We start from the raw sequence: 25,940 nt of genomic DNA on the forward strand, positions 1-25,940 counted from the left end.
CAAAATGAAGGCAGGAGCAGTGAATATGAATATTTGATATGTTTAAACGTCACCTATTGACAACGACATCAAAGAAATATTTTCAATTATTTTAATAATGACTTTTTATTCCGGTGTCATTCAATAGTTAAATGCCATATATTAAATTTACTTCGTGAACAAACATCACATTTATTACAGAACACCGGCCTATTAAGTTGGCAGCCAATTAAGTTTTCAATCACGAATAGTGAGTCGTGGACAACTTCGCTAACAAGCATTTGCCTTGCGATATATGCCGTTCCCGCCTTCCTCCGATAGAGGACAACTTTCAGCTTATTTAACTAACCAGAGAAAGCGCGATGGTCAGCATGATCACTCCAACCAACAATTCTAGAACCTGCCAAGCGCGAGGCTTCTCAAATATGGGGGCTAGTAAACGAGCACCGTAACCCAGAGCAAAAAAGAACACCAAAGAGGCAGTGACCGCCCCTGCCCCAAACCAGATGTGATTGGGTTGATACTGAGTGGAGATGGAGCCAAGTAAGACTACGGTATCGAGATATACATGTGGGTTAAGCCAGGTGAACGCCAAACATATGCCGATGGACCGCCACACTGATGCCGAACTCTCACCCGATGGATTAATGGCGTGACGAGCCCGCAATGCTGAGCGAAAGCTGATGATGGCATAGGTAGTCAAAAACAACGCACCTGCGTAGCGAGCAATAACTTCTATTTGTGGAAAGTTTTCCACCATGACCCCAAAGCCGGCCACACCGGCACTGATCAAAAGCGCGTCCGATATCGCACACACCGCGCAGACGGCAAAGACATGCTGCTTTTTTAAGCCTTGCTTCAACACGAACGCGTTTTGTGACCCAATCGCTAGGATGAGCGACAGCCCCAAAGAAAAGCCTGCTAGGAAAATACTCAATCTCGTCTCTCGCTACTTATTTAATTGGGCATCAATTTGGTTTGAATACTCACCCTGCTAAAGGGATGAACCTCAAGTAATACATAGTGTTTTCGGTACCCATATGTACCCCTGCTCAACATCACCATACAAGGTGCCAGCGCAACCCATCTGATATAAGCCTGCAATGTATAGACAGACTATCGCATCCAGCACATCCTCATTGGTTTTTACCGCCCGTCCTTTGAGACTATTGATATGATCCGGCGTCAGATAAATACCTAGATTGGAGTCAATCAATAGCGGCAATACAGGAGAGTCGCGTAGCTGGGTTATTAACTGAGCAAGACGGATCTGCCCAGCTTTCTTCTCTGCAACCCGCCCCTTTTTGTACAGCAGGCGCTCAGACAGCGCAAAGCACTCAATCATCGCTGGGTGAGGATAGCACTCAATTTGCCATTGTTGGCCATTTGCGTGCTGATAGCCCAGCCTCTCAAGCTGTTGAGCAAGCGCAACACTAGGGGCGTCTGGATATAGGGTTTGGTTGGTCGGATGACAAGCTGCCTTGCGTGAGGCATAGTCGTGTCCCAATTGCCTCTCACCATCGCGCTGCCCAGTGGCATTATTAATGATTAGCGGGGCATCAATCGCAACACCCCTGACCTCCTCGCACGTCCGTATTCGATTTACAATACTCCCGACCCCAAAAAGTGCCGAATCAATCGACTCTAGGGTCAACTTACCTTCGACTAGGCGTCCAATCGCCAACGCACTAGGGTTGGTTTCGGTCTGCCATGCGAGATCTATCCCGATCAATCTCATCCTTTTGATTAACCTCTTCTATGAGTGATACCCAAGTAACCTCAACGGTAGCCACGGCTAAGCACATATACGCGAAAATAGATCACCGATACAAACAATAAAACACCCGACCAGATGATATTGATCAACGCACCACCAGCAATGCGCAATACCCAGTCTGAGTCACTCAAATCCGTGATTGGCGAGCTAAATAGCAATGCAGCAAGCGCTGCAATGCCAGCGATAAACATCAGTTTCAGGGCGTACTCCTGGGTTTGCTGCCAACTGGCATTCAATGCTTCAAACGGCTTTTTGTCATCCAGTACGGTCTCAAACTCGGCAAACCCCAGCCGCGCGGATAGGTAAAGGCCTGGAATAATTAAGGCAACCATGCCGACCATAACCGACACACCATACAGTATATGCACGATCAATAACCTAGCCCATTCAGCCACCGAGACCGACGGGTCAAAAGCGCTGCCCGTTGCGACAGATGCCATATATTTGATCAATCGGCACATGTAATACGACTGGCCAGAGATCGACAGCACGACATAAACCCATGACATCATCGGGTGCTCGGTGACCTCAACAAAAGCTCCCAATAACGCGATCGCGCACAAAAATGGCCCGATAATAGCGGCCATCGACCAGAAGTTGGCTCGGACGAAGTAAACACTCTCGGCGACGATTTTTTTCATGTGGCTCCACATTCAGCAACAATGACTTACGTCAGTATATCAACTAACTAAGCACTATACTCAAGTAACCTTAACCTGCAGTTTCAACATCAATAAAACAGGGAGTAAGACATGACAATACGTGCTAGCCTGATAGCGATCGCTCTACTGACCAGCCTTTCTGCCACAGCGTCAAGCGGATTGATAACGCTAAAAAGTGCATCAGACGTGGCAACCACCGCCGATAAACTGGAGCAAGCACTGCTTGCAAAAGGAATGACTGTCTTTGCCCGCATCGACCATGGACAGGCAGCGCAGCAAGTTGATGTCGATTTAAGGCCGACCCAGCTGGTAATCTTCGGTAACCCAAAGGTTGGCTCACCACTAATGGCCTGCAGTCAAACGGCTGGCATCGATCTACCGCAAAAAGCCCTCATCTACCAAGACCAACAAGGACAAGTCTGGCTCTCCTACAACGACCCAACCTACCTCACCACGCGCCATGATATTAACGGCTGTGATGCGGTACTGGCCAAGGTGGAGGCTGCGCTGGCGGGGTTTGCTAAGGTGGCCACCTCCGAATAGGGGGCGGGGTTCGAGGTGCGAGGACGGGCTTTGCCCTTCGGGTAAAAGCTCATTTACCTGAAACTACTGGGGTGCATAGAGCTCTTCCAATATCCACTGAACTCCTCGCTCCCCGAAGCGAAGCGTACCCGTAGCGAAGCGTCCTCGAACCTTTGTTTATATGACTTCCAAAGGCCCACCAAACGACGTAACCGGTGGCAGTTCACCGGTGAACTTCTCAAAGTCTACCAAGCAAGTGTTAGCACTGGTGGCTTGGGCGAGCTCTGAGGATGGGATGTCCTGGGTTAAGGTGTTTGGGTCACCGTAGGTATCGAGAGCGCCGACTTGCTCGTTGAGCGGGCCATACCATGCACCTTCCTCGATGCGCACTACCCCAGATGGGTAGGAGTCCATCAATACCGCACCGGCTAGTAGTTGGCCGCGGTCATTGAATACTCGCACCACATCCCCATCCTTGATGCCTTTTTTCTTCGCATCATCGGGGTTCATATACACAGGCTCTCGCCCTTGTACAGCATAGGTAGCTCGCAGCTCTTCTGATTCACACATCTGTGAGTGTAAGCGATGGTCTGGGTGACAGGACTGAAGCCAGAACGGGTGTTTTTCTGATCCTGGCCCGCCGTGTGAACGCTCCGATTTCTCAAACCACATCGGATGCTCCTGGCAGTGCTCATAACCCATGTTGCCAATCGTACGGCTCGAGATTTCGATAAAGCCTGACGGTGTTCCGAGTGCGTTGATCTCAGGATCATCACGAAACGACGCGTGTCTGGTCCATGTTCCGCCGACACCGAAGTCCAATACACCTTGCTGCCAGAACTCATCAAACTCCGGCATATCGAAATTACTTTCGTTGGCGGCTTTACAGCTATCATAAAGTGATTTAACCCACTCCATCTCGCTCATACCACGCGTATAGTCTTTATCCCGACCCCAACGCGCCGTTAATTCGGTCATGATTTCAAAGTCAGTCTTAGACTGGAAAAGCGGATCCACCAGCTTGTGCATCGCAATCAAACCACGACCCGAATAGGCACCATAGCCATCGATGTCATTGCGCTCAAACTGAGTACAAGCGGGTAGAACGATATCGGAGAAGCGACAGGTCGCTGTCCAAGCAAAATCAATCGTAACCACGGTTTGCAGTGCCTTGAAGGCCTTTTTCATATTGTTGCGGTCTTGGTGGTGATGCCAAGGATTATTACCACTGATCACCATCATTTTAACGTCAGGCAGCGTCACCACAGCACCATTGGCGTTGATTTTTTTGCCTGGTTCCAGCAAGCAATCGACCCAGCGTGCCACGGGTATAACCCGGCTGTAGCCATTGAAATCTTGGTTGGTGTATTTTGGCGTTTGTCCTTGGTCAATGTTGAGGGGGAATGAACCCGGCGCGGCAAATCCGGTTGATGATAACCCGATACCCGAATAGTGATGCCCGTAAGAGATACCACCGCCCGGTAGGCCAATTTGACCGATCATAGAGGCAAGCACTGCCGCCATCCAGTAAGGCTGTTCACCGTGTTGTTGACGCTGGATACTCCAGCCAACCAAGATTTGTGTACGCCCAGTGACCAGCATTTTAGCAAAGTCACGGATTTCCTGGGGAGATACACCACAGATCTCTGATGCCCATTCTGGGGTTTTCTCTATCTTGTCCTTGGTCTCACCCTGCACATACTTAATAAAGTCCTCAAAACCTAGACAGTAGGTTTCAATAAACTCTTTATCATACATATCTTTATTGTACAGCTCGTGCGCTATACCCAGCATAAACGCCACATCGGTTTGAGGGTTGATATAGCGCCATTCATTCTCGAGGAATCGCGTGGTTTTGCTGCGCACAGGGTCAACAGAAACCACATTGATCTCTTTGTTTGCGACTTTCTGTTTGAGCTGTTCAATGAACTCAAACGAATCATGGGTTTCACAGGTCCAACCCACCTGAAGGTTTTTAACAAGGTCGTTACCCCAAATAATGATGTTGTCGCTGTTTTCTAGGATCAGCTCCCAAGATGTGCCCTGCGCATACACTTCAGTCGAGCCAAGCACATAAGGCATAATGGTCTGCCCCGCCCCGGTTGAATAGTCACCGACTTTTTTCACCGAATAGCCGTGTAGTCCCATGGCCCGCTGCATATGATTGTTACAACTGTGCATTTGCCCGGTTTGACGCCAGCCGGTTTGACCGGTGTGCAGTGCCCAAGGGCCATAATCGGTTTGAACCCGCTCAAGCTCACGATAGAACAAGTCCAAAGCCTCATCCCAAGTTACGCGAACAAAGCGATTGTTTCCGCGCGTGTCAGCTGCATACTTGTGCTTTTTCAACCAGTCTAGGCGCACCATAGGATAGCGCACTCGAGAAGGGCTGTAGATAATACCCTTGATACCATTCAACATATTGGTTGGATGCTTATCCAGCTCAAGTGGCACAATCTCTTGCACTTTACCGCCCCAGATCCGAGCGCGAAACGCGCCCCAGTGAGAGCCGGAGACCTTCCAAGTGCCCTCGGTTTCTGCTGCGCTTGCCGATACTGACGTCAACAAGCTTGGCCCTATCACCGAGGCCGCACTCGTACCGGCGACCCCTTTTAGAAAGCTTCTTCGTGTAATTGCCATGTTATCGCTCCAGTAGACGCCGTATTAGTGATGACCTTCAGCAAAGTCTGAAGAGTGTTTTTGCAAGTACTTAAGAACCAAGGCTTCGGTATCTTTATCAAAGTTCACAAACGCGATCATCCCGTCAAGCATACCGACCCAACCATTGGCACTGAAGTGCGCCTCTTCGGGCTGTGTGTGGCAGGTTGAACAATTAGTCACGTAAGACTCACCAGCTGCGTTCCAAATCGGATCAAACTCCGGCACCATCGAGCCTTTTTTCATCCACAATTTAACCGAAACCTCTTCCCAAGGCAGACCCGTTAGCTCGTCTTCTTTAGAGCCCCCAACCGTGATCAAGTCACTCTGTGACACCTCACGGGTTAAGATTGCTGTCGAGATATTCATACCGAAGTCTTCTTGCAACACGCGACCAAACCCTTTCGATTTACGCCAAGCGTCAATTTGTACCTCGATCATGTCACCTTGCTCGTTAACAATCGCAACTTCACTTGCTGGGCTTAATAAGCCAGCCTCGGTGGCACCGGTTGCATCGGTGTAGAGAGGAAGATGGCGAATTGAGATGACCTCATTGCCTTTCGAGTAACGAGTGCTGTTGGCCACTTGCTCGAGATCACCGACGATACCGCTTGCCTGATCCATATCTTTAGGCAGTGCGTGAGCGATCCCTTTGTGACAATCGACACAACTTTGATCGCGCTCCGCGGCTGACTGCATCTGAATTCGCGCGGTTGGAGACATTTGCTCAAAGTCCATCGATTGGTAATTGTGACAGTTTTTACATTCAAGCGAGCCGTTGGCCGAGAAGCGGTCCCACTCGTGACGCGCAAGCTCAAAGCGACGCTCTTCAAATTTGGCTGGGGTATCTAAACCACCGAAAATCTGCGCATACACCTCTTTGGAGGCTTGGATCTTACGCGCGATCTTATCTGTCCAATTGTGGGGAACATGACAATCTGGACAAGTGGCTCGCACACCTGAGTGATTTTTCCAGTGAACCGTATCCTGCAGCTCTACGTATACGTTATCACGCATGGTGTGGCAGCTGATGCAAAATTCTTCCGTGTTGGTTGCTTCGAGGGCCGTATTGAAGCCGCCCCAAAAAATAACGCCGGCGAGAAATCCGCCTAGAGTGAGGACCCCTAGGCTGATGTGAACAGCTGGGCGTGTCATAACACGCCAAAGTTTGCGAAGTAAAGACATAAACTTTTTCTCTGAAATACTTTACCTGTGAAAGACACAGGGAATAAGAAAAGGATGGTTAGCCGTGTGTACCTGGAGGACCAAACACAAACACTTGCAGCATCCACACAATAAAGCCGTAGCCACCCACTAGTACGACGCTAAGAACCGGGAATAACAGTACTGAGATGACTAGAAAGGCTTTCCACTCCAACGAGCGCTGCTCATCAGCTTCTGCTTTGTTAACTTCATTCATACAAAACGCCTATCGATTATGGTTAAGACACAAACTCATCTTCGCTGAGCGCGAACAATTTTGAGTTAGTTGTTAAAAGCGTAGACCATACCCCCAAAGATACCCAAGCTCGCGCAGCAACATCTAGCACAAGAAATACCCTCAATGTTCGCGCATTTCACATCATCAGTTACGCTGTCTTTTACGCCTCTAAAATCCACCTGTCCGATCTATCAAAACAAGTTTGAAAAAGCGGTTGACTCGTCGCTACCCCCTATCAACTGGGCCTCTATCAGTTTTATCCACAGAAAATGTGGATAACATGTGCCTACCTCCCCCTATTCAGGTTATGATTTAACCACTCGAAAATAAGCTAGGGATAGAGAGATGAAAATCGTCGTGATCGGTGGTGGTTGGCTGGGCGTGCCACTCGCTGGTGAACTGGAGAAATCTGGCCACACAGTCGTGATCAGTAAGACTACGCCGGAAGGAGTAAAGACGTTAAATAACCTTGGTCTTCGTGCCGAATTGGTCAGTCTAGGTAGTGATTCAACCCCTGCTATCATCGAGCGCCTAAAGCCGTATTCTCCCGAAATAGTCATTGGCTGTTTCCCCCCAGGCTTTCGCGCTGCACAAGCTGATATCCAGTCAGCGAGTTATCAACAAAAATGGCAGCAACTGACCGAAATCGCTGAGCATCTTGGGGTTAATAAGCTGGTGATGATCAGTACCACGGGAGTGTACCCGTCAGCGGATAAAGCGATGACCGAAGAGAGTGTTGCGCTAGGCGATAGCGATCTGAGTGACAAGTCTCGTAAGCTACTCGAGGCGGAGCAGTGCGTGTTGGAATGTGCCGTGCCTGCTACGGTCCTGCGCTGCTCAGGTCTATTTGGACCCGAGCGCCACCCAGCACGTTTTGTGCGTCATATGAAAAGCGTGAGTGATAGTGCACCCGCGAACATGGTGCACTTAATCGATGTCATTGGAGCTATCCAATTCCTTCTAACTCCGGGCGAGCAACAGATATTCAACGTCACAACACCCAATACCGTCAGTAAAGCGATGTTTTATCAGCATGCGATAGGAACGCTTAGTCAAACGTCGCAGCCATCGTTGACGTTACCCAGCATCAACCATCACCCAGATAAATTGATCGTCTCTGACAAACTGGTCCAGTATGGCTACCGCTTTCATTTTCAACACGTCTACGAGGCGTTGGACAGCTTAAAACAGTAGCTAGAACGGGTATTCCTGAAGCACTGATAGCCATAAAAAAGACCCGAAGCACAAACTTCGGGTCTTTTTTATTAATTACTTACTGCTGGAGAGTACTTAGTGTAACGCCTCTTCCTTTGAGCCAATATAGGCAAATTCAAGCTCGTCGTCTTTAAAGGACACTTTCACCGTACCACCGTCAACCAGGCATCCAAACAACAACTCATTCGCCAATGGCTTCTTCAGTTGCTCTTGGATAACACGGCCCATCGGTCGTGCACCCATCGCCTTGTCGTAGCCTTTGTTCGCCAACCAGTGACGCGCCTCTTCATCGACTTCTAAGGATACGCCGCGTGCATCCAGCTGCACTTGAAGCTCGACAATAAACTTGTCGACGACTTGGTGGATAACCTGCTCGTCCAGACTGTTGAACCAGATGATACTATCCAGACGGTTACGGAACTCTGGCGTGAACACCTTCTTGATTTCCGACATCGCATCAGGCGCGTGATCCTGCTGGATCAGGCCGATCGATTTCTTCTCAGTTTCCTGAACGCCCGCGTTGGTGGTCATCACCAAGATAACATTACGGAAATCGGCTTTACGACCGTTGTTATCGGTCAAGGTACCATTGTCCATCACCTGCAGCAGTAGGTTAAAGATGTCTGGGTGGGCTTTTTCTATCTCATCCAGCAACACCACCGAATGCGGATGCTTGATAACCGCGTCGGTTAACAGGCCGCCCTGATCATAGCCAACATAACCTGGAGGCGCACCGATCAAGCGGCTGACCGAGTGACGTTCGCCGTACTCAGACATATCAAAGCGAAGCAGTTCAATACCTAGCATCTTAGCAAGCTGAACCGTAACCTCGGTTTTACCCACACCGGTGGGACCGGCGAACAAGAAAGAACCAACCGGTTTATGGTCGACACTGAGGCCTGCTCGAGAAAGCTTAATCGCCTCACTCAATGCATCAATGGCAGGGTCTTGGCCAAACACCAGCATCTTCATCTTTCTATCCAGCGATTGAAGGATATCTTTATCTGATGACGACACAGATTTCTCAGGGATCCGCGCCATTTTTGCTACCATCGACTCGATATCTGCCACACTGACCGTTTTCTTACGGCGACTTGCAGGTGCCAAGCGGCTGCGTGCACCGGCTTCATCAATGACGTCAATGGCTTTATCCGGCAAGTGACGCTCATTTATGTACTTAGCAGAGAGCTCAACGGCGGCGCGCAATGCCTTGTTGGTATAGCGCACTTCATGGTGGGCCTCGTACTTGGTCTTGAGCCCCATGAGGATCTTCGTGGTGTCATCCAATGACGGCTCAACCACATCGATTTTTTGGAAACGACGCGACAACGCACGCTCTTTCTCAAAGATGTTGCTGTACTCTTGATAGGTCGTTGAGCCTATGCAGCGCAGCTTACCGCTGCTAAGAAGAGGCTTGATCAAGTTCGCTGCATCGACTTGACCACCCGAAGCGGCACCCGCACCAATAATGGTGTGGATCTCATCGATGAACAAAATTGCATCTTCTTCTTTCTCAAGCTGTTTAAGGATCGCCTTAAAGCGTTTCTCAAAGTCACCGCGATATTTGGTCCCGGCCAAAAGCGAGCCGATATCGAGTGAATAGATCACGCTGTTCTGAATGACCTCAGGCACTTGCCCCTCGACAATGCGCCATGCAAGCCCTTCTGCGATCGCGGTTTTACCCACCCCAGCTTCACCAACCAATAACGGGTTGTTCTTACGGCGGCGGCATAAGACCTGAATCGTACGCTCCAGCTCCTTATCACGACCAATCAGCGGGTCGATGTTACCGTTGCGCGCCACTTGGTTAAGGTTGGTGGCAAAGTTCTCGAGACGGTCCTCTGAGTTTGCTTCTTCGACCGGCTCACCGCCAACATGGCCAGAGCTTTGATCATTGCTCGCACCGCCGGTGTCTTTAGAGATGCCATGTGAGATGTAGTTGACGATATCAAGACGACTGACATCATTCTTTTTCAATAGGTAAGCAGCTTGTGACTCTTGTTCACTGAAAATGGCCACTAGCACGTTAGCGCCTGAAACCTCATTACGACCGGAGGATTGGACATGGAAAACGGCACGCTGTAAAACGCGCTGAAAGCTCAAAGTAGGTTGAGTCTCACGAGAATCGTCATTTTCAGGGATTAAAGGTGTGGTTTGGTCAATGAAGATATCAAGCTCTTGGCGCAGGGCCTCAATGTCGGCTTGACATGCCGTCAGTGCCTCTCGCGCCGCATTGTTGTCTAACAACGCCAGCAGGAGGTGCTCTACGGTCATGAATTCATGTCGCTTGTCTCGCGCACGACCAAATGCGCCATTTAGACTCGACTCTAGTTCTTTATTAAGCATAAGTACCCCCATTACGGAACGTATCCGAACAAAAACTCAGCCAAAGGATTGCTGTGAAACTTGCCTAAAGAAGTACTTGTTGTATACGTTAGGCTCGCTCCATAGTGCACAGCAGAGGATGCTCATTCTCTCTGGCATACATCGTCACTTGAGCAACTTTGGTTTCAGCAACTTCAGATGTGAACGTGCCACATATGGCTTTGCCTTGGTAGTGGACTTGCAGCATTGTTTGGGTCGCTTTATCCTCGTCCATTGAGAAAAAACGCGTCAAGATTTCGATGACGAAGTCCATCGGAGTGTAGTCGTCATTGTTCAAAATCACATTGTACATTGCCGGTGGTTTAACCTTCGTCTCTTCTCGCTCTAGAAGGTCAAAATCCGGTGAAACCCAATCAAATTTTCCGCTCATGTTCCTAGTTACATTGTTATTGGCCACTAGCTTTGAGTCTAACACCTTAGCGCCTAAAACTCATCGACAATTTTGTTAGCTCAGTCATTCCCAGCGGCATCAATTTAAGACTAATCCAGCCTAAGTGACGCTGCAAATAAAAACGCGACTGTTTTTTGCTTTGGCGAAGCGAGTGGTGAAAAACACGCCATTGTGAACAGAGTTCCTGCAGTGAGTTACTGAGTAACTCATTCATAATGAGAGAACTTTTCTAAAGTTGATACTAGCGATTTATGCGGATTTTTGCCCCTTTTTGACCATGGAAATCTCAAAAATGATGACATTCGGAAATTAGTAATCATTTATAGCGACTAGATATTGACTTGGCTATTTCTTGGTCTAGATTGGACAAATGTAAGCAACATTTTAGCAGCAGCTAAATAAATTTAATGTAACAACATCAGTCAAAATGCATGAGGGACGTAAAGCATGGCAACAGGTACAGTAAAGTGGTTCAATAACGCCAAAGGATTTGGCTTCATTTGTCCAGAATCTGGTGAAGGCGATATTTTTGCTCACTACTCAACTATTCAGATGGATGGATATCGCACGCTCAAAGCTGGGCAAACGGTGTCTTACGAAGTCGAGAAAGGGCCAAAAGGGTCGCACGCGAGTTCGGTCACACCCGTGGAATTGTCGCAAGCAGCGAAATAACGTGCACGTATGTTCACCAAAAAGCGCTCACCGAGAAAGCCTACACCTAGAAAAGCGAGACTGTATACCTGAGGATGCGTGTCACTTTAAACAGTACTCAGATCAAAAAGACCCTGCCAACAAGCAGGGTCTTTTAATTCAGAGCCGCGGAACGCATTACACGTCGCAGTGAGGAACAAATAGCAGACGTATCGGCTAAAACGCCCCTCTTGCAAATCTCTTCACCTTTTTCAGCCAACTGAAGGCCAAATATCAGTGTTAGCCAATGATGGCATTCAGCGTGGTGCTTGGGCGCATCAGATTTGACGCTAAAGCGTCACTCGGCGCGTAGTAACCACCAATCTCTCCAGCGACACCTTGCGCATCATTAAGCTCAGCCACGATGGCTTGTTCGCTGTCGGCAAGTGCCTTGGCTATCGGGGCAAACTCGCTCGCTAGAGCAGCATCAACTTGTTGGTTGGCAAGCGCCTCAGCCCAGTAACGAGCCAAGAAGTAGTGACTGCCTCGGTTGTCAAGCTCACCCACTTTACGAGAAGGTGATTTATTGTTGTCCAAGAACTCCCCTGTTGCCGCATCAAGCGCATCCGCCAACACTTGAGCCTTGGCATTGCCTGTCACGGTCGAAAGATGTTCCAAAGAAGCTGCCAGCGCAAGGAACTCACCCAACGAGTCCCAACGAAGGTGGTTCTCTTTGAGCACCTGCTGCACGTGTTTTGGCGCAGAGCCACCTGCACCCGTCTCAAACAGACCGCCACCGTTCATCAGTGGAACGATTGAGAGCATTTTTGCCGACGTGCCAAGCTCCAAGATTGGGAACAAGTCGGTTAAGTAGTCACGTAGCACGTTGCCCGTCACTGAGATGGTGTCCAGCCCCTCTTTGATTCGCTCGAGCGAGAACTGGCACGCCTCAACAGGCGCTAGGATACGAATATCCAATCCATCCGTGTCGTGATTTGGCAAGTAAGCCTCGACTTTCTTGATCAATTGCGCATCGTGGGCACGTGTTTGATCGAGCCAGAATACCGCTGGTACACCGGTTGCTCGCGCACGTGTTACCGCTAGTTTGACCCAATCTTGGATCGGCGCATCTTTAACCTGACACATACGGAAGATATCACCCGCTTCAACCGCCTGTGAAAGAAGAACCTCGCCATTCGCCGCGGTCACTTGAACTTCACCGTCCGCTTCGATGACAAACGTCTTGTCGTGCGAACCATATTCTTCAGCTTTTTGCGCCATTAGGCCCACGTTTGGCACGCTACCCATGGTGGTTGGATCAAACGCACCGTACTGCTTACAAAAATCAATCACAGCCTGATAGATGCCCGCGTAGCTGCGATCTGGGATCATCGCCTTGGTGTCTTTTTGCTTGCCATCTGGGCCCCACATCTGGCCAGAAGCGCGAAGCATGGCTGGCATCGATGCATCGACGATGATATCGCTCGGTACATGGAGGTTGGTGATGCCACGATCTGAGTCTACCATTGCCAGTGGTGGTTGTGTCTCGTACACGGCCTCAATCGCTTGAGTGATTGCTTGCTGCTGCTCTTGTGGCAACGCGGTTATTTTGGCGTACACATCTCCAATACCATTGTTGACGTCAACACCAAGCTGCTCAAACACATCACCAAACTGCTCAAACACTGACTTGTAATAGGCTTTCACTGCATGACCGAAGATCACCGGATCAGACACCTTCATCATGGTCGCTTTCATGTGCAGCGATAGTAATACGTCTTGCTGCTTAGCCTCTTCGATCTGCTGTTCAAAAAAGCTCACCAATGCATTTTTATTCATTACCGAGCAATCAATAACTTCTTTGTCCTGCAAGGCAAAGGCAGGCTTAAGCGTCTTTTTCTCACCCGATTTCGCCAAGAACTCAATTGAAACGTCAGTGGCACTTGGCACAGTCAGTGATTTCTCACTGCCAAAAAAGTCATTATCGCTCATGCTGGCCACGTGCGATTTAGAATCGGCAGACCATGCCCCCATCGAGTGCGGATTCTTTTTCGCGTAATTTTTAACCGACAGTGGCGCGCGGCGATCCGAGTTACCCTCGCGCAGTACTGGGTTTACTGCACTGCCCTTGATTTTATCGTAACTCGCCTTGATGGCTTCCTCTTCATACGTCGCAGGCTCTGCTGGATAATCCGGCAAGGCGTAGCCTTTTTGTTGCAACTCTTTGATTGCGGCTTGTAGCTGGGGAATAGAAGCGGAGATATTAGGCAGCTTGATGATGTTAGCCTCAGGTGTCTTTGCCAACTCACCCAGCTCTGCCAATGCGTCACCAATACGTTGCTCTTCAGTCAAATGCTGTGGAAAATTGGCCAAGATACGACCAGCCAAAGAGATGTCACGTGTTTCTACATTAATACCCGATGAAGCGGTGAACGATTGGATGATTGGCAGCAGTGAGTAAGTCGCCAATGCTGGAGCTTCATCTGTGATGGTGTATATAATTGTAGGCTTTTCTGAAGACATGAAATTTCCCTATAATTTTTGCCACTGTCAGTGGATCTTGACAGCGAGATGGTTGAAGCAACAAGACTCATATTATCCACACACTTGCTGCTCAATTTTTCGTTGTCGCTGATGCAAATGACCTTCTTGTCTGATACTTAAACCCTTGATTAAGTACTCTGCATCGCTGTTGTTGTAAATTCGAGACTACATAATTAAACAAATTTGATGAAATAGTCTATCATCTTGAGCTCGAATGCTGATTTTGGGCGTGCAAATCATACCGCACTTTTGCCCAAGGTAGAAATTCCGCATACAATTCCGTTACATTTTTGCAAGGTAGTTAACATGCCCACCAGAGAGAGCCGTCCTTCTCGTCGCCCTTCAAACAATCGCAACAACCCGCGTTTTAAACGTCATCAACGTAAAACCAGCCAAACGGTAAGGGCAATCAGTGCGGCAGAACGTAAGGTGGTTATCTTTAATAAGCCGTTTGACACTCTCAGCCAGTTTACCGATGGCGAGGGACGTAAAACCCTGGCCGACTATATCCCAGTCAAAGATGTCTACGCCGCCGGGCGCCTTGATCGCGATAGTGAGGGCTTGCTGGTGCTCACCAATGATGGCATTTTGCAGGCAAGACTCACTCAACCGAAATCAAAATCGAAGAAAACCTATTGGGTGCAAGTCGATGGCGCGCCAAGTGAAGAAGATCTAGATAAGCTGCGCAAAGGCGTCGAGCTTAAGGATGGCATGACCCTGCCAGCAGAAGTGCGTGTGATGTCAGAGCCAAATGTTTGGCCAAGAAATCCGCCAGTACGTTTTCGCGCTAATATTCCCACCACATGGCTAGAGATCAGCATAATCGAAGGACGCAACCGCCAAGTACGCCGCATGACCGCCAACATCGGCTTCCCCACCCTGCGCCTGATCCGCGCCTCGATGGGAGACATTAAGCTCGGCGACTTGCAGCCGGGGGAATGGCGAGAAATCACTCTTTGAATCAGAGGCGAGAGGCGAGAGGCGAGAGGCGAGAGGCGAGAGGCGAGAGGCGAGAGGCGAGAAAATTTTCCAACCTTAGTCTCTGCTGTAAAGTCTCACTCCACCTCGAGCGGAGCGTACTCGCAGGGCAAAGCCCGATCTCGCCTCTCGCCTCTTCTCGAAGAGAAAATTAAATAGCGATAAAGTCCGTCTCAACCAACGGGTTGACATCCGCCTCGTAATCAACACCTTCGACACCAAAGCCGAACAGTTTTAAGAACTCTTCCTTGTATTGGACGTAGTCGGTGAGTTCAGCGAGGTTTTCTGTGGTGACTTGTGGCCATAGATCACGACAGTGCTGTTGGATGTCTTCGCGCAGCTCCCAGTCATCTAGGCGAAGGCGATTCTTGTCATCGACCTCTGGCGCTGAACCATCGTCTTTGTATAGACGCTGGCTAAACATGCGGTAGATCTGCTCCATACAGCCTTCGTGCACGCCTTCTTCACGCATCTTCTTGAACACCATCGCGATGTACAATGGCATAACAGGGATTGCTGAACTCGCCTGAGTCACCACTGATTTAAGTACCGCAACATTGGCGCTGCCGCCGGTTGCAGAAAGCTTGTTTGTCAACTCAGTCGCCGCGCGGTCAAGGTCCATTTTCGCCTGACCCAGTGCGCCATCCCAGTAGATAGGCCAAGTTAGCTCAGTGCCGATGTAGCTGTAAGCGACGGTCTTACAACCTTCAGCCAGCACACCTGCATCTGCCAGTGCATTGATCCACAACTCCCAGTCTTGACCGCCCATTACCGTCACAGTATCGGCAATCTCTTGCTCTGTTGCAGGCTCAACGCTCGCTTCGATAATGGTATCTTTGTTGGTATCGACCGCAGTTGCCGTGTACGTTTCACCAATCGGCTTAAGCGCAGAGCGGATAAGTTCACCCGTCTCTGGTAGCTTGCGCACAGGAGAGGCTAGCGAGTACACCACCATATCAATCTGACCCAGATCTTGTTTGATCAGATCAATGGTTTTCTGCTTGGCTTCATTCGAGAACGCATCACCGTTTAGGCTTTTAGCGTACAGACCGGCCTCGTTGGCTAGCTTGTCAAACGCTGCCGCATTGTAAAAACCTGCGGTGCCTGGCTTGCGCTCGGTGCCTTCTTTTTCGAAGAACACACCAATGGTTGATGCATCGCCACCAAAAGCCGCAGCGATACGAGAAGATAGGCCATAACCACTTGAAGAGCCGATAACCAAAACACGCTTAGGCGCGTTAGCAATCTTACCCTGAGCCTGAGTGTAAGCAATTTGTTCTTTGACGTTCGCTTCACAGCCGACTGGGTGCGTTGTTGTACAGATAAATCCACGAATTCTAGGTTTGATGATCATATTCAACTTCCTTTATCATTTGGCAGTAGAATAAAAGGTTCGCCGTAAAATCTCATCTAGTTTATCGCTTTTTCGCTGTTTTTTGTCAGTGGTTGGATGACTTTAACTACCAAGTTTGTATCGACCGACCACTCAAGTTGGCTCAATATCACGCTTTTTGAGTCTAATAGGAATAAAAAATGGTCAATCAAGGTTAACTTGATATGACCATTTTAAAAACATAGAGTTAGCTGTCAGTTAGCTGCACTTACCCTCATGTTCCCCGAAGTTAAGCAGCACTATTGAGATCAGAGCTGGCTTTTCCACCTGAGACATCCCCACTGCTAGATTGGGTGCGTACCTCGCTCATATCGTGGCTGAAATGATCGACCTGGATAGCTCTCTGACGAAGCGTGTCGGCCGCAAGGACTTGCTCAACCTCCTGCTCGGTTAACACCCCTTGCTCGAGTGCCTGTTGCAATCGGTCGTTCAAAGGCCCTTTCTTGGCGACTTTGCCCTCTTTGACCGCGCTAAACAACTTACGCTCCAGCCCTTTGACCTCGTACATAGCAATGAAGGCACGCTCCATAATACCCACACTGTCTTCGTCACTCGCACCGATATAACACAATTGCGTTAATCGCTCACGCTGTGCTCCAGGGGTCATTAAGCTTTTGGCAAGATCCAGGGTCAAGTCATCACTTGGTTTGTTGAAGCGGTTGCCTAAAGGGAAAATAACAACCTTAAGTACTTGGCCAACTCCGGTAACTGGATAGTTATCAAATGCCTCTTTGAGCGCTTTGGCGGCATGATACAAGCAATGTTGCAGCGCATAGTGAACAAAGTTTAGGTCTTGCTGCTGGCGCCCTTCATCTTCAAATTTTTTCAGGGCTGCTGAGCCTAAATACAGATAGCTCAACACATCACCCAAGCGCGCTGAGATCATCTCTTTACGTTTTAGATCGCCACCAAGGGTGAGCATGGCAAAATCGGCGCTCACCGCGAGCGCTCGGCTGAGCCTAGTCATCTCTTGATAGTAACGTTTCGTTGGTCCAGTGCGCTCCGCTTTGATAAAGCGCGACCCGGTTAATGCGCCGCCAAACGCGCCAAAGGTATTTCGACAAGCATGGCGAATATGTTTGAACAACAGCGAGTCAAACTGCTTAGCGCCCTCGGCGGTATCGCTCAGCGCGGCCGCTTCCATCTCTTTGAGGACATAAGGGTGGCACCGCGTGGCGCCTTGACCGAATATCATTAAATTACGCGTCAGTATGTTGGCGCCCTCAACCGTAATCGCAACCGGGATACCGAGATAGTGAGAGGCAAGGTAGTTCATCGGACCATCCTGAATCGCCCTACCTGAATGAATATCCATCGAGTCATTGAGTATTGTGCGTGCCATCTCTGTCATATGATATTTGGCAATCGCGGTGATAATGCCTGGCTTCTCACCGCTATCGAGCGCGGTGGTGGTCAGGGTTCTTGAGGCCTCGAGCAGATAAGTCAGACCACCTATTCGTCCCAGCGCTTCGCCTACACCCTCAAACTTACCAATCGACATACCAAACTGCTTACGCACATAAGCATAAGCCCCGGTAGTTCGAGCGGTGAGGTGACCAATAGCGGCGCCCAATGCAGGAAGGGAAATTCCTCGTCCTGCCGAGAGGCACTCCACCAGCATACGCCAGCCTTTACCGGCATACTCCTGTCCCCCGATGAGCCAATCCATTGGAATAAAGACATCTTTCCCTCGAGTCGGGCCATTCATAAAGGCCAGACCTAATGGATCGTGACGCTCACCAATCTCTACACCCTGATGATTCGCAGGGATCAACGCGCAGGTGATCCCAAGCTCTTTTTGGTCGCCTAAAAGGCCATCCGGGTCGTACATTTTGAATGCCAAACCCAACACAGTCGCAACGGGCGCAAGCGTGATGTAGCGTTTATTCCAGTTGAGGCGCAGGCCCAATACTTCCTTACCGTCGTATTCGCCCATACACACCACGCCGGAATCGGGAATACCACCAGCATCTGAACCAGCTTCAGGCCCCGTTAAGGCAAAACATGGAATCTCTGTTCCATCAGCAAGCCTTGGCAGCCAGTAGTCTTTTTGTGCTTGCGTGCCATAGTGGGATAAAAGTTCGCCTGGCCCAAGTGAGTTAGGCACCATCACAGTCACCGCAGCACTAATGCTACGGGTTGCCAAACGACTGACTATGGTCGAGTTGGCGAGCGCTGAGAAGTCACGTCCGCCGTACTCTTTGGCAATAATCAACGAGAAGAACCGCTCATCTCGCAAGTATTGCCATACCTCTGGGGGAAGGTCGCGGTCATGTTTGACAATTTGGAAGTCATCGAGCATCCCCAGCAAGGTCTCAAGTTGATTGTCAATAAACGCTTGCTCTTCAGCCGTCAGGGCGGGAGCTGGATATTGATGTAACTGGGCAAAATTCGGCGCACCTGAGAACAGTTCACCATCCCACCATACACTACCCGCTTCCATGGCTTCCTTTTCCGTATCAGACAGAGGCGGCAACACTTGCTTAAACAGTTTGAAGGCTGGATCACTGACCCATTTTTTTCTTAGAGAGCTCATGATGTATTCCTTTTGTTCAATGACTAATCGACTTTATTATTATGTTGAGGGTAAAGGTCCGCTGACATGCCAGCAGCAAGGAACGGAATCAGTTGGTCAACGACAGACTTGGCATCGGCCTGTTGCCCATAATCGTTATACGCAATTTCACTTAAAGCCTGACTGGATGCCATGGTAAAAACACAGGTACCTAAGGTGAAATGCAAGCGCCAAAACAGGACATCCGGGGTCAAGTTTGGATTGGCGCGTGTCACCGAGTGGGTAAATAGCGACAATGTTTTTTGATAGCGCGTGGTGATAAACCAGCGCAGATGCCCTTGAACGTCGCTATACCCGCGCCCAATCAGAGACATAAAACGGATACTCCCATTGGGGCGCACTTCATCGAGCGCATGTAGCGGCCCCCGTAAGGTCTCAAACACATCTGCCATCTGGTAATCAGAGCTGAGGTTGAGGGTGATCAGCGCGTCCTCCACTGCTGGCATAAACATCTCAAGGTAACGATCCAGTACCGCGCGGATCAGGGTTTTCTTGTCGCCAAAATGGTAGTTAACGGACGCCAGGTTGACGCCCGCCTCGCTGGTAATGGTGCGCAGAGAGGTGCCATTGAAGCCACGTTCGGCAAACAGTGCCTCTGCGACATCAAGAATCTTTCCTTTGGTAGTGACCTTTTCGACCATTTCAATCACTCGTATTAAACACCTGTTTGAAATATACGCCGACAACACAAAATTAACAAGCACGCAACACCACACCAACTCCACATTCAAACAAATATCAGCGCTAAGTTACGGAATGGACAGGAAAAAAATATTGAATGATGAAAAAAGTGGGAAAAAACGGTACTAGAAGGGAACTCTTTCGGATAAGACCAGTCATAAAGATATACCGAGCAAGAGGTATCCAGTCTCACTGGTCGTCATGGTGACGGGTCACAAACGACATAGCCTCTGTCTCCTGGTAGAAGCTGCTTTTTCTTATTAACTCCTGTTTAATTGTATCTACCCAGGTCGGATTGATCTGGGTGTTTTTTTTTGCCTTTGGCAAAAAGATGGCGAGGGGCGAGGACGCTTCGCTACGGGGAGCGAGGCGTTCAGCTGTTAGCGGGACTAACAAGCCAAACGCTACTATGGTTGCTCCGCATATTCTCGTTGTTATTAAACCCTAAACTGTCTTGTGATGGATTGTTGTTGTTGGGATAGGGTGTCGATGTTTTGTCCTATGGCCTCTGAGTCTTTTGCTTGGTTGAGTAGTCCTTCACTGAGCTCACGGATGGCCGCAACGCTGAGGTTAACGCTGCCGGATACCTGTTGTTGTTCTTGGGCTGCCTTGACGATTTGAGTGTTCATCTCGTTGATCGCCACGACAGAGTCACTGATTTGGACTAGCTCTTCTACCGCTTGCTGCACTTCACTTGCGGTTTGCTTGGCAAGTGTGTTGCCGCGCTCAATCGCTTGCACCACGTCTTGCGTGCCAGATTGGACTTTAGTGATCACTTGGCGAATTTCATCGATGGAGTCTTGAGTGCGCGTTGCTAGGCTGCGCACCTCGTCAGCGACCACGGCAAAGCCACGCCCCTGCTCACCCGCTCGTGCTGCCTCAATGGCTGCGTTTAACGCCAGCAAGTTGGTTTGTTCCGAAATGCCCTCAATCACGGCTAAGACATCAATAATGTGGCTATTGTTGTCTGCCAGTGCTGTGACAACGGGGACAGTCGCACTCATGTTCTCCACCAAATCGCTCATTTGTAGCTCAGTCGACTGGACCACTTCGCGCCCGGCCAACGCAGACACGCTGGCTTGCTCAGCAGCAACCACCGCCGACTCAGCATTTTGCACCACCATCGCCGAGGTCATGGTCATCTCCTCACACGCTGTCGCGACCATGTCGACTTCTTTAAACTGGGCGGTGCTGTTTTGACGGATTTCAATCGCACTCGTTTTTGCTTGCTCTGAGGTCGTCGCAATACCATTTGTCGTGTTGATTAGCTCAGAGACAGTGCCTTGTAGGCGCGAAAGGAAGGTATTAAAACCTGTTGCCAAAGCGCCCAACTCATCATTTGATTGCACTGAGATACGCTGAGTCAGGTCTCCCTCTCCAGAAGAGATCTGCTTGAGGCGATTGGCCACTGACTCGATTGGGCTGGCAATACTATGCGCCATTATAAAGATCACGATAAGAGCAACCACGACGACGACCACTGCAACCCCAATTTGAGTCGAAATGGATGAGTTAACCTGCTGATCGATGATCATATCCAGCGATTGTGCATCAGCAAAAACCGCATCACGCGAGATCTCTAGAATCGTTGTCCAGCTTTGTGCGCCAATACGCTCAGGCAGATACAGCGTCAACAAGTCGCCGCTAGCACTCCAGTGGATAAGACTGGAGTTTTGGCTGATCGCGTGGCGCAAATCATCGCTACGATAACCCTCACTTTCGTATCCCAGCAACAGCGCGGCATTGCGATCATCACTGGCAAGGACGCGCCCAATATGATCGACTATCGTAACCGTCCCCGCCCCTTGATAAATCTGCTTGTCGGCGGCGGCGACAATGCTACTTAGGGTACTCAGGTCAACCACGATACCGAACATACCAAGGACCTGTGTGCCATTGGTCACTGGTACTGCCATGGTTAATGAAAGGCGCTGAGATCCTTTAATCTGTTGCAGTTCTGGCTCGGAAAAACAGACGGAGTTTGCCGTATCTGCGCAACTCATAAGCCGAGAAAAACTGCCTAGTTTGAGCTCAGATTCACTGATTACCTGATGGTTGAGCTCATCGCCTTGTGCACCAAAACGCCAAAATGAAGCAAAGCGACCGCTGTCATTTGAGCCAACATAATCCGCGTCAACGTAGTTTGCGTCTTCCGAATCGAGCTGATTCGGTGCAAAAACCAAGAATGCGCCGTGAATATTGGCATAACCTGCCGCTGTTTCGCGTACGATGCCATCGACGGTCGTACGTAAATCGTAACTCGAGCCAAAACTCTCTTCGCTGTTGGCTTTGCTGAGAACGACAGAATTGGCGATCATTTCCGCTCGAAGCTGCTCTGTGGCTAGATACTGGTTAAGCTCCTGCGCAGCAAGCTGGGCTTGAGAAAGCAATAACTGTTGGGACTTTTCTTGTACCGACTGGGTTGAGTGGTGCTGAACCACTGATTGATTTTGCAGTGCATAGTAGAGCGACAGCCCCACAAGCAACAAAGAAGTCGTAACCAGGCAACACCCCACTAGCAGGGTGATTTTCCACTGTATGGAAAGCTTTTTTCCCATCGTTCGCATAACACATCCTTAATTTAAGCAAACATCCCTATATCAATGGGCTAACGCAACATACGAGTTAACACATTTTTTCAATTTCTTATGCGACTTTCGTCGAGGTATTCAAAATACCTCACATTCGTTCAATATTCCAACAACAATTTGGCTTATTTATCAGTAATTAAGGCTAAAAATGTTGTCTATCGTGCTAAAATCTTGCTTAACAAGCCTATGTTCTACCTAAGCACCCCACCGCAAGTGGTACCCGGCGTACTTAGCCGAAACACGGTCTTGAATCAAAACAATAGATGGATAAATAAATGAAAATAGTCAGCTTCAACATCAATGGCCTGCGTGCACGCCTGCATCAACTTCAAGCTCTGATTGAAAAGCACCAACCTGACGTGATCGGTCTGCAAGAGATCAAGGTTCACGATGAGGCCTTCCCTGTCGAAGACGTCGAGGCAATGGGTTATAAGGTCTATTTCCATGGACAAAAAGCCCACTATGGCGTCGCGATGCTGTGCAAAAACACCCCAGTTAACGTGCAAAAAGGCTTTCCAACCGATACTGACGATCATCAAAAACGCATGATCATGTGTACTGTCGAGGATGAAAACGGCGATCAGGTCACGGTACTGAACGGCTACTTCCCACAAGGGGATAATATTGCTCACGAGACCAAGTTCCCGTACAAACGCGCGTTCTATCAAGATCTGATGACTTACCTCAACCAGCACCACTCAGCCGATGAAAAACTGGTGGTGATGGGTGATATTAACATCAGCCCCCTCGATGCTGACATCGGCATTGGCGAACCAAACCGCAAGCGCTGGCTGAAAACCGGTAAGTGCTCGTTCCAACCAGAAGAGCGTCAATGGCTACAGACTCTGCTAGATTGGGGACTGGTGGATACATTCCGTACTCAGCATCCGGATGTGACTGACCGCTTCTCATGGTTTGATTACCGCTCCAAAGGCTTTGTTGATAATCGCGGCCTGCGCATCGACGTGATTCTAGCCACGCCATCACTGGCAGGCAACTGCGTTGAGTCCGATATTGATTATGAACTGCGCGGAATCGAAAAACCGTCAGACCACGCTCCAATCTGGTCCACGTTTAAATAGCGCCTACTATAAAGGCTAGGCGTCAAGAGCCACTCAGCCTTCATTACCTACCCGATTAAAGCGCACCTTGCAGTCGCAGTGACTAGGCCTGATAAAAAACAAAGCGCGCCGTTGGCGCGCTTTGTTTTATAAGTCCTCAACTCAGTGGTCTTAGGTATGCTAAGAAACGCTTCTCTGCCTGCTTGAAACACCACAAGATGATAAACGTCAGTCCCATATAGAACAGACCAGCGGTTAGGAAAGACTCAAAGGGCGCGTAATAGCGCGAGTTGACCAAGCGTGCAGCCCCGGTCAGATCCATAATCGTGATGATCCCAGCCACCGCAGAGCCATGCAGCATAAAGATCACCTCATTACTGTAGGCGGGTAAGGCGCGGCGCAGTGCACTTGGCAAGATAATGCGACGATAGGTCATCAGAGTGCTCATCCCATAAGCTTTTGCCGCTTCAACTTCGCCCTTAGGTAAGCCATTAATCGCACCGCGAATGATCTCGGCCGTGTAAGCCGAGGTGTTGAGCACAAACGCCACTAAGGCACAAAACCAAGCGTGCTGCCACAGCGTATCCTGAACAGGGAAAAACTGATCCATGCCGTAATAAATCAGATAAAGCTGGACCAGCAGCGGCGTGCCGCGAAAGAAATAGATGTATGCCCAGCTTGGCAGCCACAACAAAGGCATACGGCTATTACGCGCAATCGCGAGCGGGATAGCGACACCCAAACCGATAACAAGCGACACCCCGACTAACCAGAACGTCGTCCATAGACCGTCAAGGTAAATTGGAAAGCTCTCAATAACTAACGAAAAATCCATGATTTACCTCGCGTGAATACTAAACTTGCGCTCAACCAACTTGAGCAAACCTGTCGATATGGAGGTAAAGAGCAGGAAGATCAGCGCCACCGCCATGTAGAAGGTAAACGGCATGCGCGTAGAGCCAGCAGCCAAGGCGCTGATGCGCACCATATCATCAAGACCAATGATCGAGACCAGTGCGGTGGTCTTAAGCAATACTAGCCAATTGTTGCCAAACCCAGGCAGCGCATGGCGGACCATCTGTGGCAGCAGTATACGTTGAAAGGCTTTTATCGAGCTCATGCCATAAGCCTTGGCGGCTTCCATTTGCCCCTTATCTACCGCCATGATGGCGCCACGAAAGGTCTCTGCCATATAGGCACCAAAGATAAATCCAATCGTGAGTATGCCAGCAATAAATGGACTGACATCAATATAATCGGGCACGTAAGAGACCCAGCTGTGGTCTGGATTACGCGCACTAAAAAATTCATTCAACCACTCATTGGTGCCATAAAGGGTATTGTTCAATAAGATTTGACCACCAAAGAAGATCAGCATCATCAAAACCAGATCGGGGATGCCGCGAATAATGGTTGTGTAAAGTGTGGCGATAGCGCGCGGTAAGCGATAAGACGACAGTTTCGCCAACGCGCCCAGCATGCCAAGAATAACGGCAAGCAAAAGTGATAGAAGTGCCACTTCTATCGTGAGTATGGCCCCTTTGAAAATTGAGGCTTCATATCCTTGTAAGTCGATCATAAAGGATTCCTATCCTGACCATTCAAACTACCTTGGCAGGGAGAAAGGAAGGTTGGCTCGCTTGGCAAGCCAACCTTTTTGGAGATTATTCGCCGTAAACGTCGTAGTTAAAGTATTTCGCAGCGATTTCTTGATATACGCCTTGCTCACGCAAAGACTTGATAGCACCTGATAGAGCTTCTGTAAGCTGCTTGTCTTGCTTACGAACCGCGATACCAAAGCCTTCACCGAACCATTGTGGATCAGTCAATGATGGACCAACGAACTCATACGCATCGCCGCCGTCCGTATTGAGCATGCCCTCTTCTAGTGCTGATGCATCGCCAAGTACTGCGGCAATACGACCATTTTCTAGGTCTAGGTACGCTTCATCAAATGAGCCGTAACGAACGATGTTAACGTTTTTGTAGTTATCCGTTAGGTACTTATCGTGCGTGGTTGCACGCTGAACACCAATACGTACGCCCGATAGGTTATCAAAATCTAGGTCAGCGCCTTTCTTAGCGATAAATTTGTTCGGGATCAGTGCGTATTTTTCAGTGAAATCAACACGCTTCTTACGCTCTTCAGTGATAGACATCGCCGCAATGATCGCGTCGTATTTACGTGCTAGCAGTGAAGGAATGATGCCATCCCAATCTTGTGGTACAAGCACACATTCCGCTTTTAGCTCTTCACACAAAGCGTTAGCCATATCCACATCAAAGCCTTTTAGCGAGCCATCGTTTTCCGTCCAGCTAAATGGAGGATACGCACCCTCGATACCAAAACGGATCGTCTTCCACTCCTTAGCTTGAGCGACGCCAGATACTGCTGTTGCTGCGATAGTCGCGGCCAATAACCACTTCTTCATTTCCTTACTCCTGTGATTGTCTATG

General features: G+C 49.3%; 21 protein-coding genes. 5 read left to right on the forward strand and 16 right to left on the reverse strand.

The features are described from left to right. Positions 1-319 precede the first annotated feature (319 nt). The 3 genes from ACSTTG_RS07380 to ACSTTG_RS07390 all read right to left on the reverse strand — a co-directional run bounded on the left by ACSTTG_RS07380 (position 320) and on the right by ACSTTG_RS07390 (position 2,397). A complete protein-coding gene (locus ACSTTG_RS07380; RefSeq protein ID WP_438474315.1) occupies positions 320-916 on the reverse strand; it encodes a LysE/ArgO family amino acid transporter in 597 nt (198 codons plus the stop codon). A 72-nt stretch (positions 917-988) separates the two neighbouring features. Beyond that, positions 989-1,717 carry a DUF429 domain-containing protein gene (locus ACSTTG_RS07385; protein WP_438457884.1) on the reverse strand — a complete coding sequence of 243 codons (729 nt, stop codon included), beginning with the start codon at positions 1,715-1,717 and terminating at the stop codon, positions 989-991. A gap of 41 nt (positions 1,718-1,758) precedes the next feature. Continuing rightward, a complete protein-coding gene (locus ACSTTG_RS07390) occupies positions 1,759-2,397 on the reverse strand; it encodes a hypothetical protein (protein WP_438457883.1) in 639 nt (212 codons plus the stop codon). 111 nt (positions 2,398-2,508) lie between these two features. Here ACSTTG_RS07390 and ACSTTG_RS07395 point away from each other — a divergent pair, with 111 nt between their 5' ends. Next, entirely contained in the window at positions 2,509-2,961 is a 453-nt protein-coding gene (locus tag ACSTTG_RS07395) for a DUF302 domain-containing protein (protein ID WP_438457882.1), read from the forward strand. 156 nt (positions 2,962-3,117) lie between these two features. Here the strand turns inward: ACSTTG_RS07395 and torA are convergent, their stop codons facing one another. Genes torA through torE form a run of 3 tightly spaced genes read right to left on the reverse strand, consistent with a single transcriptional unit; the run spans position 3,118 to position 7,018 of the window. After that, a complete protein-coding gene (torA, locus tag ACSTTG_RS07400; RefSeq protein WP_438457881.1) occupies positions 3,118-5,580 on the reverse strand; it encodes a trimethylamine-N-oxide reductase TorA in 2,463 nt (820 codons plus the stop codon). 24 nt (positions 5,581-5,604) lie between these two features. Beyond that, positions 5,605-6,783: a pentaheme c-type cytochrome TorC gene (torC, locus tag ACSTTG_RS07405; RefSeq protein ID WP_438457880.1), complete on the reverse strand. Its 1,179-nt coding sequence runs from the start codon at positions 6,781-6,783 to the stop codon at positions 5,605-5,607. 58 nt (positions 6,784-6,841) lie between these two features. Continuing rightward, positions 6,842-7,018: a trimethylamine N-oxide reductase system protein TorE gene (gene torE, locus ACSTTG_RS07410; RefSeq protein WP_438457879.1), complete on the reverse strand. Its 177-nt coding sequence runs from the start codon at positions 7,016-7,018 to the stop codon at positions 6,842-6,844. 366 nt (positions 7,019-7,384) lie between these two features. On the opposite strand from torE, the gene ACSTTG_RS07415 reads away from it, so the two are divergent. Further along, the gene (locus ACSTTG_RS07415) at positions 7,385-8,233 is read left to right on the forward strand and encodes an NAD-dependent epimerase/dehydratase family protein (RefSeq protein WP_438474316.1); all 849 of its coding nucleotides are present in this window, start codon (positions 7,385-7,387) and stop codon (positions 8,231-8,233) included. 96 nt (positions 8,234-8,329) lie between these two features. Here ACSTTG_RS07415 and clpA read toward each other — a convergent pair whose 3' ends face one another. After that, positions 8,330-10,600 (reverse strand): ATP-dependent Clp protease ATP-binding subunit ClpA, encoded by a 2,271-nt coding sequence (gene clpA / locus ACSTTG_RS07420; protein ID WP_438457877.1) that lies wholly within the window; start codon positions 10,598-10,600, stop codon positions 8,330-8,332. 88 nt (positions 10,601-10,688) lie between these two features. Continuing rightward, the gene (clpS, locus tag ACSTTG_RS07425; RefSeq protein ID WP_438457876.1) at positions 10,689-11,009 is read right to left on the reverse strand and encodes an ATP-dependent Clp protease adapter ClpS; all 321 of its coding nucleotides are present in this window, start codon (positions 11,007-11,009) and stop codon (positions 10,689-10,691) included. Positions 11,010-11,477: 468 nt separating this feature from the next. On the opposite strand from clpS, the gene cspD reads away from it, so the two are divergent. Continuing rightward, positions 11,478-11,702, forward strand: a complete 225-nt coding sequence (gene cspD / locus ACSTTG_RS07430) for a cold shock domain-containing protein CspD (protein WP_438457875.1) — start codon at positions 11,478-11,480, stop codon at positions 11,700-11,702. A 258-nt stretch (positions 11,703-11,960) separates the two neighbouring features. On the opposite strand, the gene ACSTTG_RS07435 is transcribed toward cspD, so the two are convergent. Further along, positions 11,961-14,183 carry an NADP-dependent isocitrate dehydrogenase gene (locus tag ACSTTG_RS07435; protein ID WP_438474317.1) on the reverse strand — a complete coding sequence of 741 codons (2,223 nt, stop codon included), beginning with the start codon at positions 14,181-14,183 and terminating at the stop codon, positions 11,961-11,963. A 327-nt stretch (positions 14,184-14,510) separates the two neighbouring features. On the opposite strand from ACSTTG_RS07435, the gene ACSTTG_RS07440 reads away from it, so the two are divergent. Then, the gene (locus ACSTTG_RS07440) at positions 14,511-15,164 is read left to right on the forward strand and encodes a pseudouridine synthase (RefSeq protein ID WP_438474318.1); all 654 of its coding nucleotides are present in this window, start codon (positions 14,511-14,513) and stop codon (positions 15,162-15,164) included. Positions 15,165-15,333: 169 nt separating this feature from the next. Here the strand turns inward: ACSTTG_RS07440 and fabV are convergent, their stop codons facing one another. From fabV to ACSTTG_RS07460, 4 genes are all read right to left on the reverse strand, one after another. Then, a complete protein-coding gene (fabV, locus tag ACSTTG_RS07445; RefSeq protein ID WP_438474319.1) occupies positions 15,334-16,536 on the reverse strand; it encodes an enoyl-ACP reductase FabV in 1,203 nt (400 codons plus the stop codon). A gap of 268 nt (positions 16,537-16,804) precedes the next feature. Beyond that, positions 16,805-19,111 (reverse strand): acyl-CoA dehydrogenase, encoded by a 2,307-nt coding sequence (locus tag ACSTTG_RS07450; RefSeq protein WP_438474320.1) that lies wholly within the window; start codon positions 19,109-19,111, stop codon positions 16,805-16,807. Positions 19,112-19,134: 23 nt separating this feature from the next. Beyond that, positions 19,135-19,800, reverse strand: a complete 666-nt coding sequence (gene psrA, locus ACSTTG_RS07455) for a TetR family transcriptional repressor PsrA (RefSeq protein ID WP_438457870.1) — start codon at positions 19,798-19,800, stop codon at positions 19,135-19,137. A 468-nt stretch (positions 19,801-20,268) separates the two neighbouring features. After that, a complete protein-coding gene (locus ACSTTG_RS07460) occupies positions 20,269-22,398 on the reverse strand; it encodes a methyl-accepting chemotaxis protein (protein WP_438474321.1) in 2,130 nt (709 codons plus the stop codon). A gap of 299 nt (positions 22,399-22,697) precedes the next feature. Between ACSTTG_RS07460 and xthA the strand changes: the two genes are divergently transcribed. Further along, entirely contained in the window at positions 22,698-23,504 is an 807-nt protein-coding gene (gene xthA / locus ACSTTG_RS07465) for an exodeoxyribonuclease III (RefSeq protein ID WP_438474322.1), read from the forward strand. A 136-nt stretch (positions 23,505-23,640) separates the two neighbouring features. On the opposite strand, the gene ACSTTG_RS07470 is transcribed toward xthA, so the two are convergent. The 3 genes from ACSTTG_RS07470 to ACSTTG_RS07480 form a co-directional block, all read right to left on the reverse strand. Next, complete coding sequence (locus ACSTTG_RS07470) at positions 23,641-24,318, reverse strand: ABC transporter permease (protein ID WP_438457867.1); 678 nt, start codon at positions 24,316-24,318, stop codon at positions 23,641-23,643. 3 nt (positions 24,319-24,321) lie between these two features. Next, entirely contained in the window at positions 24,322-25,062 is a 741-nt protein-coding gene (locus ACSTTG_RS07475) for an ABC transporter permease (RefSeq protein ID WP_438457866.1), read from the reverse strand. A gap of 85 nt (positions 25,063-25,147) precedes the next feature. Continuing rightward, complete coding sequence (locus ACSTTG_RS07480) at positions 25,148-25,915, reverse strand: ABC transporter substrate-binding protein (RefSeq protein ID WP_438457865.1); 768 nt, start codon at positions 25,913-25,915, stop codon at positions 25,148-25,150. Between the last annotated feature and the right edge of the window lie 25 nt (positions 25,916-25,940).

This window comes from Vibrio glycogenivorans, from assembly GCF_051660965.1.
Classification (GTDB): domain Bacteria; phylum Pseudomonadota; class Gammaproteobacteria; order Enterobacterales; family Vibrionaceae; genus Vibrio.

Excerpts from the sequence above, each read along its gene's own strand:
- ACSTTG_RS07385 (WP_438457884.1), bottom strand. The coding sequence starts at position 1,717 with ATGAGATTGATCGGGATAGATCTCGCATGGCAGACCGAAACCAACCCT.
- ACSTTG_RS07390 (WP_438457883.1), bottom strand. The coding sequence starts at position 2,397 with ATGAAAAAAATCGTCGCCGAGAGTGTTTACTTCGTCCGAGCCAACTTC.
- ACSTTG_RS07395 (WP_438457882.1), top strand. The coding sequence starts at position 2,509 with ATGACAATACGTGCTAGCCTGATAGCGATCGCTCTACTGACCAGCCTT.
- torA (WP_438457881.1), bottom strand. The coding sequence starts at position 5,580 with ATGGCAATTACACGAAGAAGCTTTCTAAAAGGGGTCGCCGGTACGAGT.
- torC (WP_438457880.1), bottom strand. The coding sequence starts at position 6,783 with ATGTCTTTACTTCGCAAACTTTGGCGTGTTATGACACGCCCAGCTGTT.
- torE (WP_438457879.1), bottom strand. The coding sequence starts at position 7,018 with ATGAATGAAGTTAACAAAGCAGAAGCTGATGAGCAGCGCTCGTTGGAG.
- ACSTTG_RS07415 (WP_438474316.1), top strand. The coding sequence starts at position 7,385 with ATGAAAATCGTCGTGATCGGTGGTGGTTGGCTGGGCGTGCCACTCGCT.
- clpA (WP_438457877.1), bottom strand. The coding sequence starts at position 10,600 with ATGCTTAATAAAGAACTAGAGTCGAGTCTAAATGGCGCATTTGGTCGT.
- clpS (WP_438457876.1), bottom strand. The coding sequence starts at position 11,009 with ATGAGCGGAAAATTTGATTGGGTTTCACCGGATTTTGACCTTCTAGAG.
- cspD (WP_438457875.1), top strand. The coding sequence starts at position 11,478 with ATGGCAACAGGTACAGTAAAGTGGTTCAATAACGCCAAAGGATTTGGC.
- ACSTTG_RS07435 (WP_438474317.1), bottom strand. The coding sequence starts at position 14,183 with ATGTCTTCAGAAAAGCCTACAATTATATACACCATCACAGATGAAGCT.
- ACSTTG_RS07440 (WP_438474318.1), top strand. The coding sequence starts at position 14,511 with ATGCCCACCAGAGAGAGCCGTCCTTCTCGTCGCCCTTCAAACAATCGC.
- fabV (WP_438474319.1), bottom strand. The coding sequence starts at position 16,536 with ATGATCATCAAACCTAGAATTCGTGGATTTATCTGTACAACAACGCAC.
- ACSTTG_RS07450 (WP_438474320.1), bottom strand. The coding sequence starts at position 19,111 with ATGAGCTCTCTAAGAAAAAAATGGGTCAGTGATCCAGCCTTCAAACTG.
- ACSTTG_RS07460 (WP_438474321.1), bottom strand. The coding sequence starts at position 22,398 with ATGCGAACGATGGGAAAAAAGCTTTCCATACAGTGGAAAATCACCCTG.
- xthA (WP_438474322.1), top strand. The coding sequence starts at position 22,698 with ATGAAAATAGTCAGCTTCAACATCAATGGCCTGCGTGCACGCCTGCAT.
- ACSTTG_RS07470 (WP_438457867.1), bottom strand. The coding sequence starts at position 24,318 with ATGGATTTTTCGTTAGTTATTGAGAGCTTTCCAATTTACCTTGACGGT.
- ACSTTG_RS07475 (WP_438457866.1), bottom strand. The coding sequence starts at position 25,062 with ATGATCGACTTACAAGGATATGAAGCCTCAATTTTCAAAGGGGCCATA.
- ACSTTG_RS07480 (WP_438457865.1), bottom strand. The coding sequence starts at position 25,915 with ATGAAGAAGTGGTTATTGGCCGCGACTATCGCAGCAACAGCAGTATCT.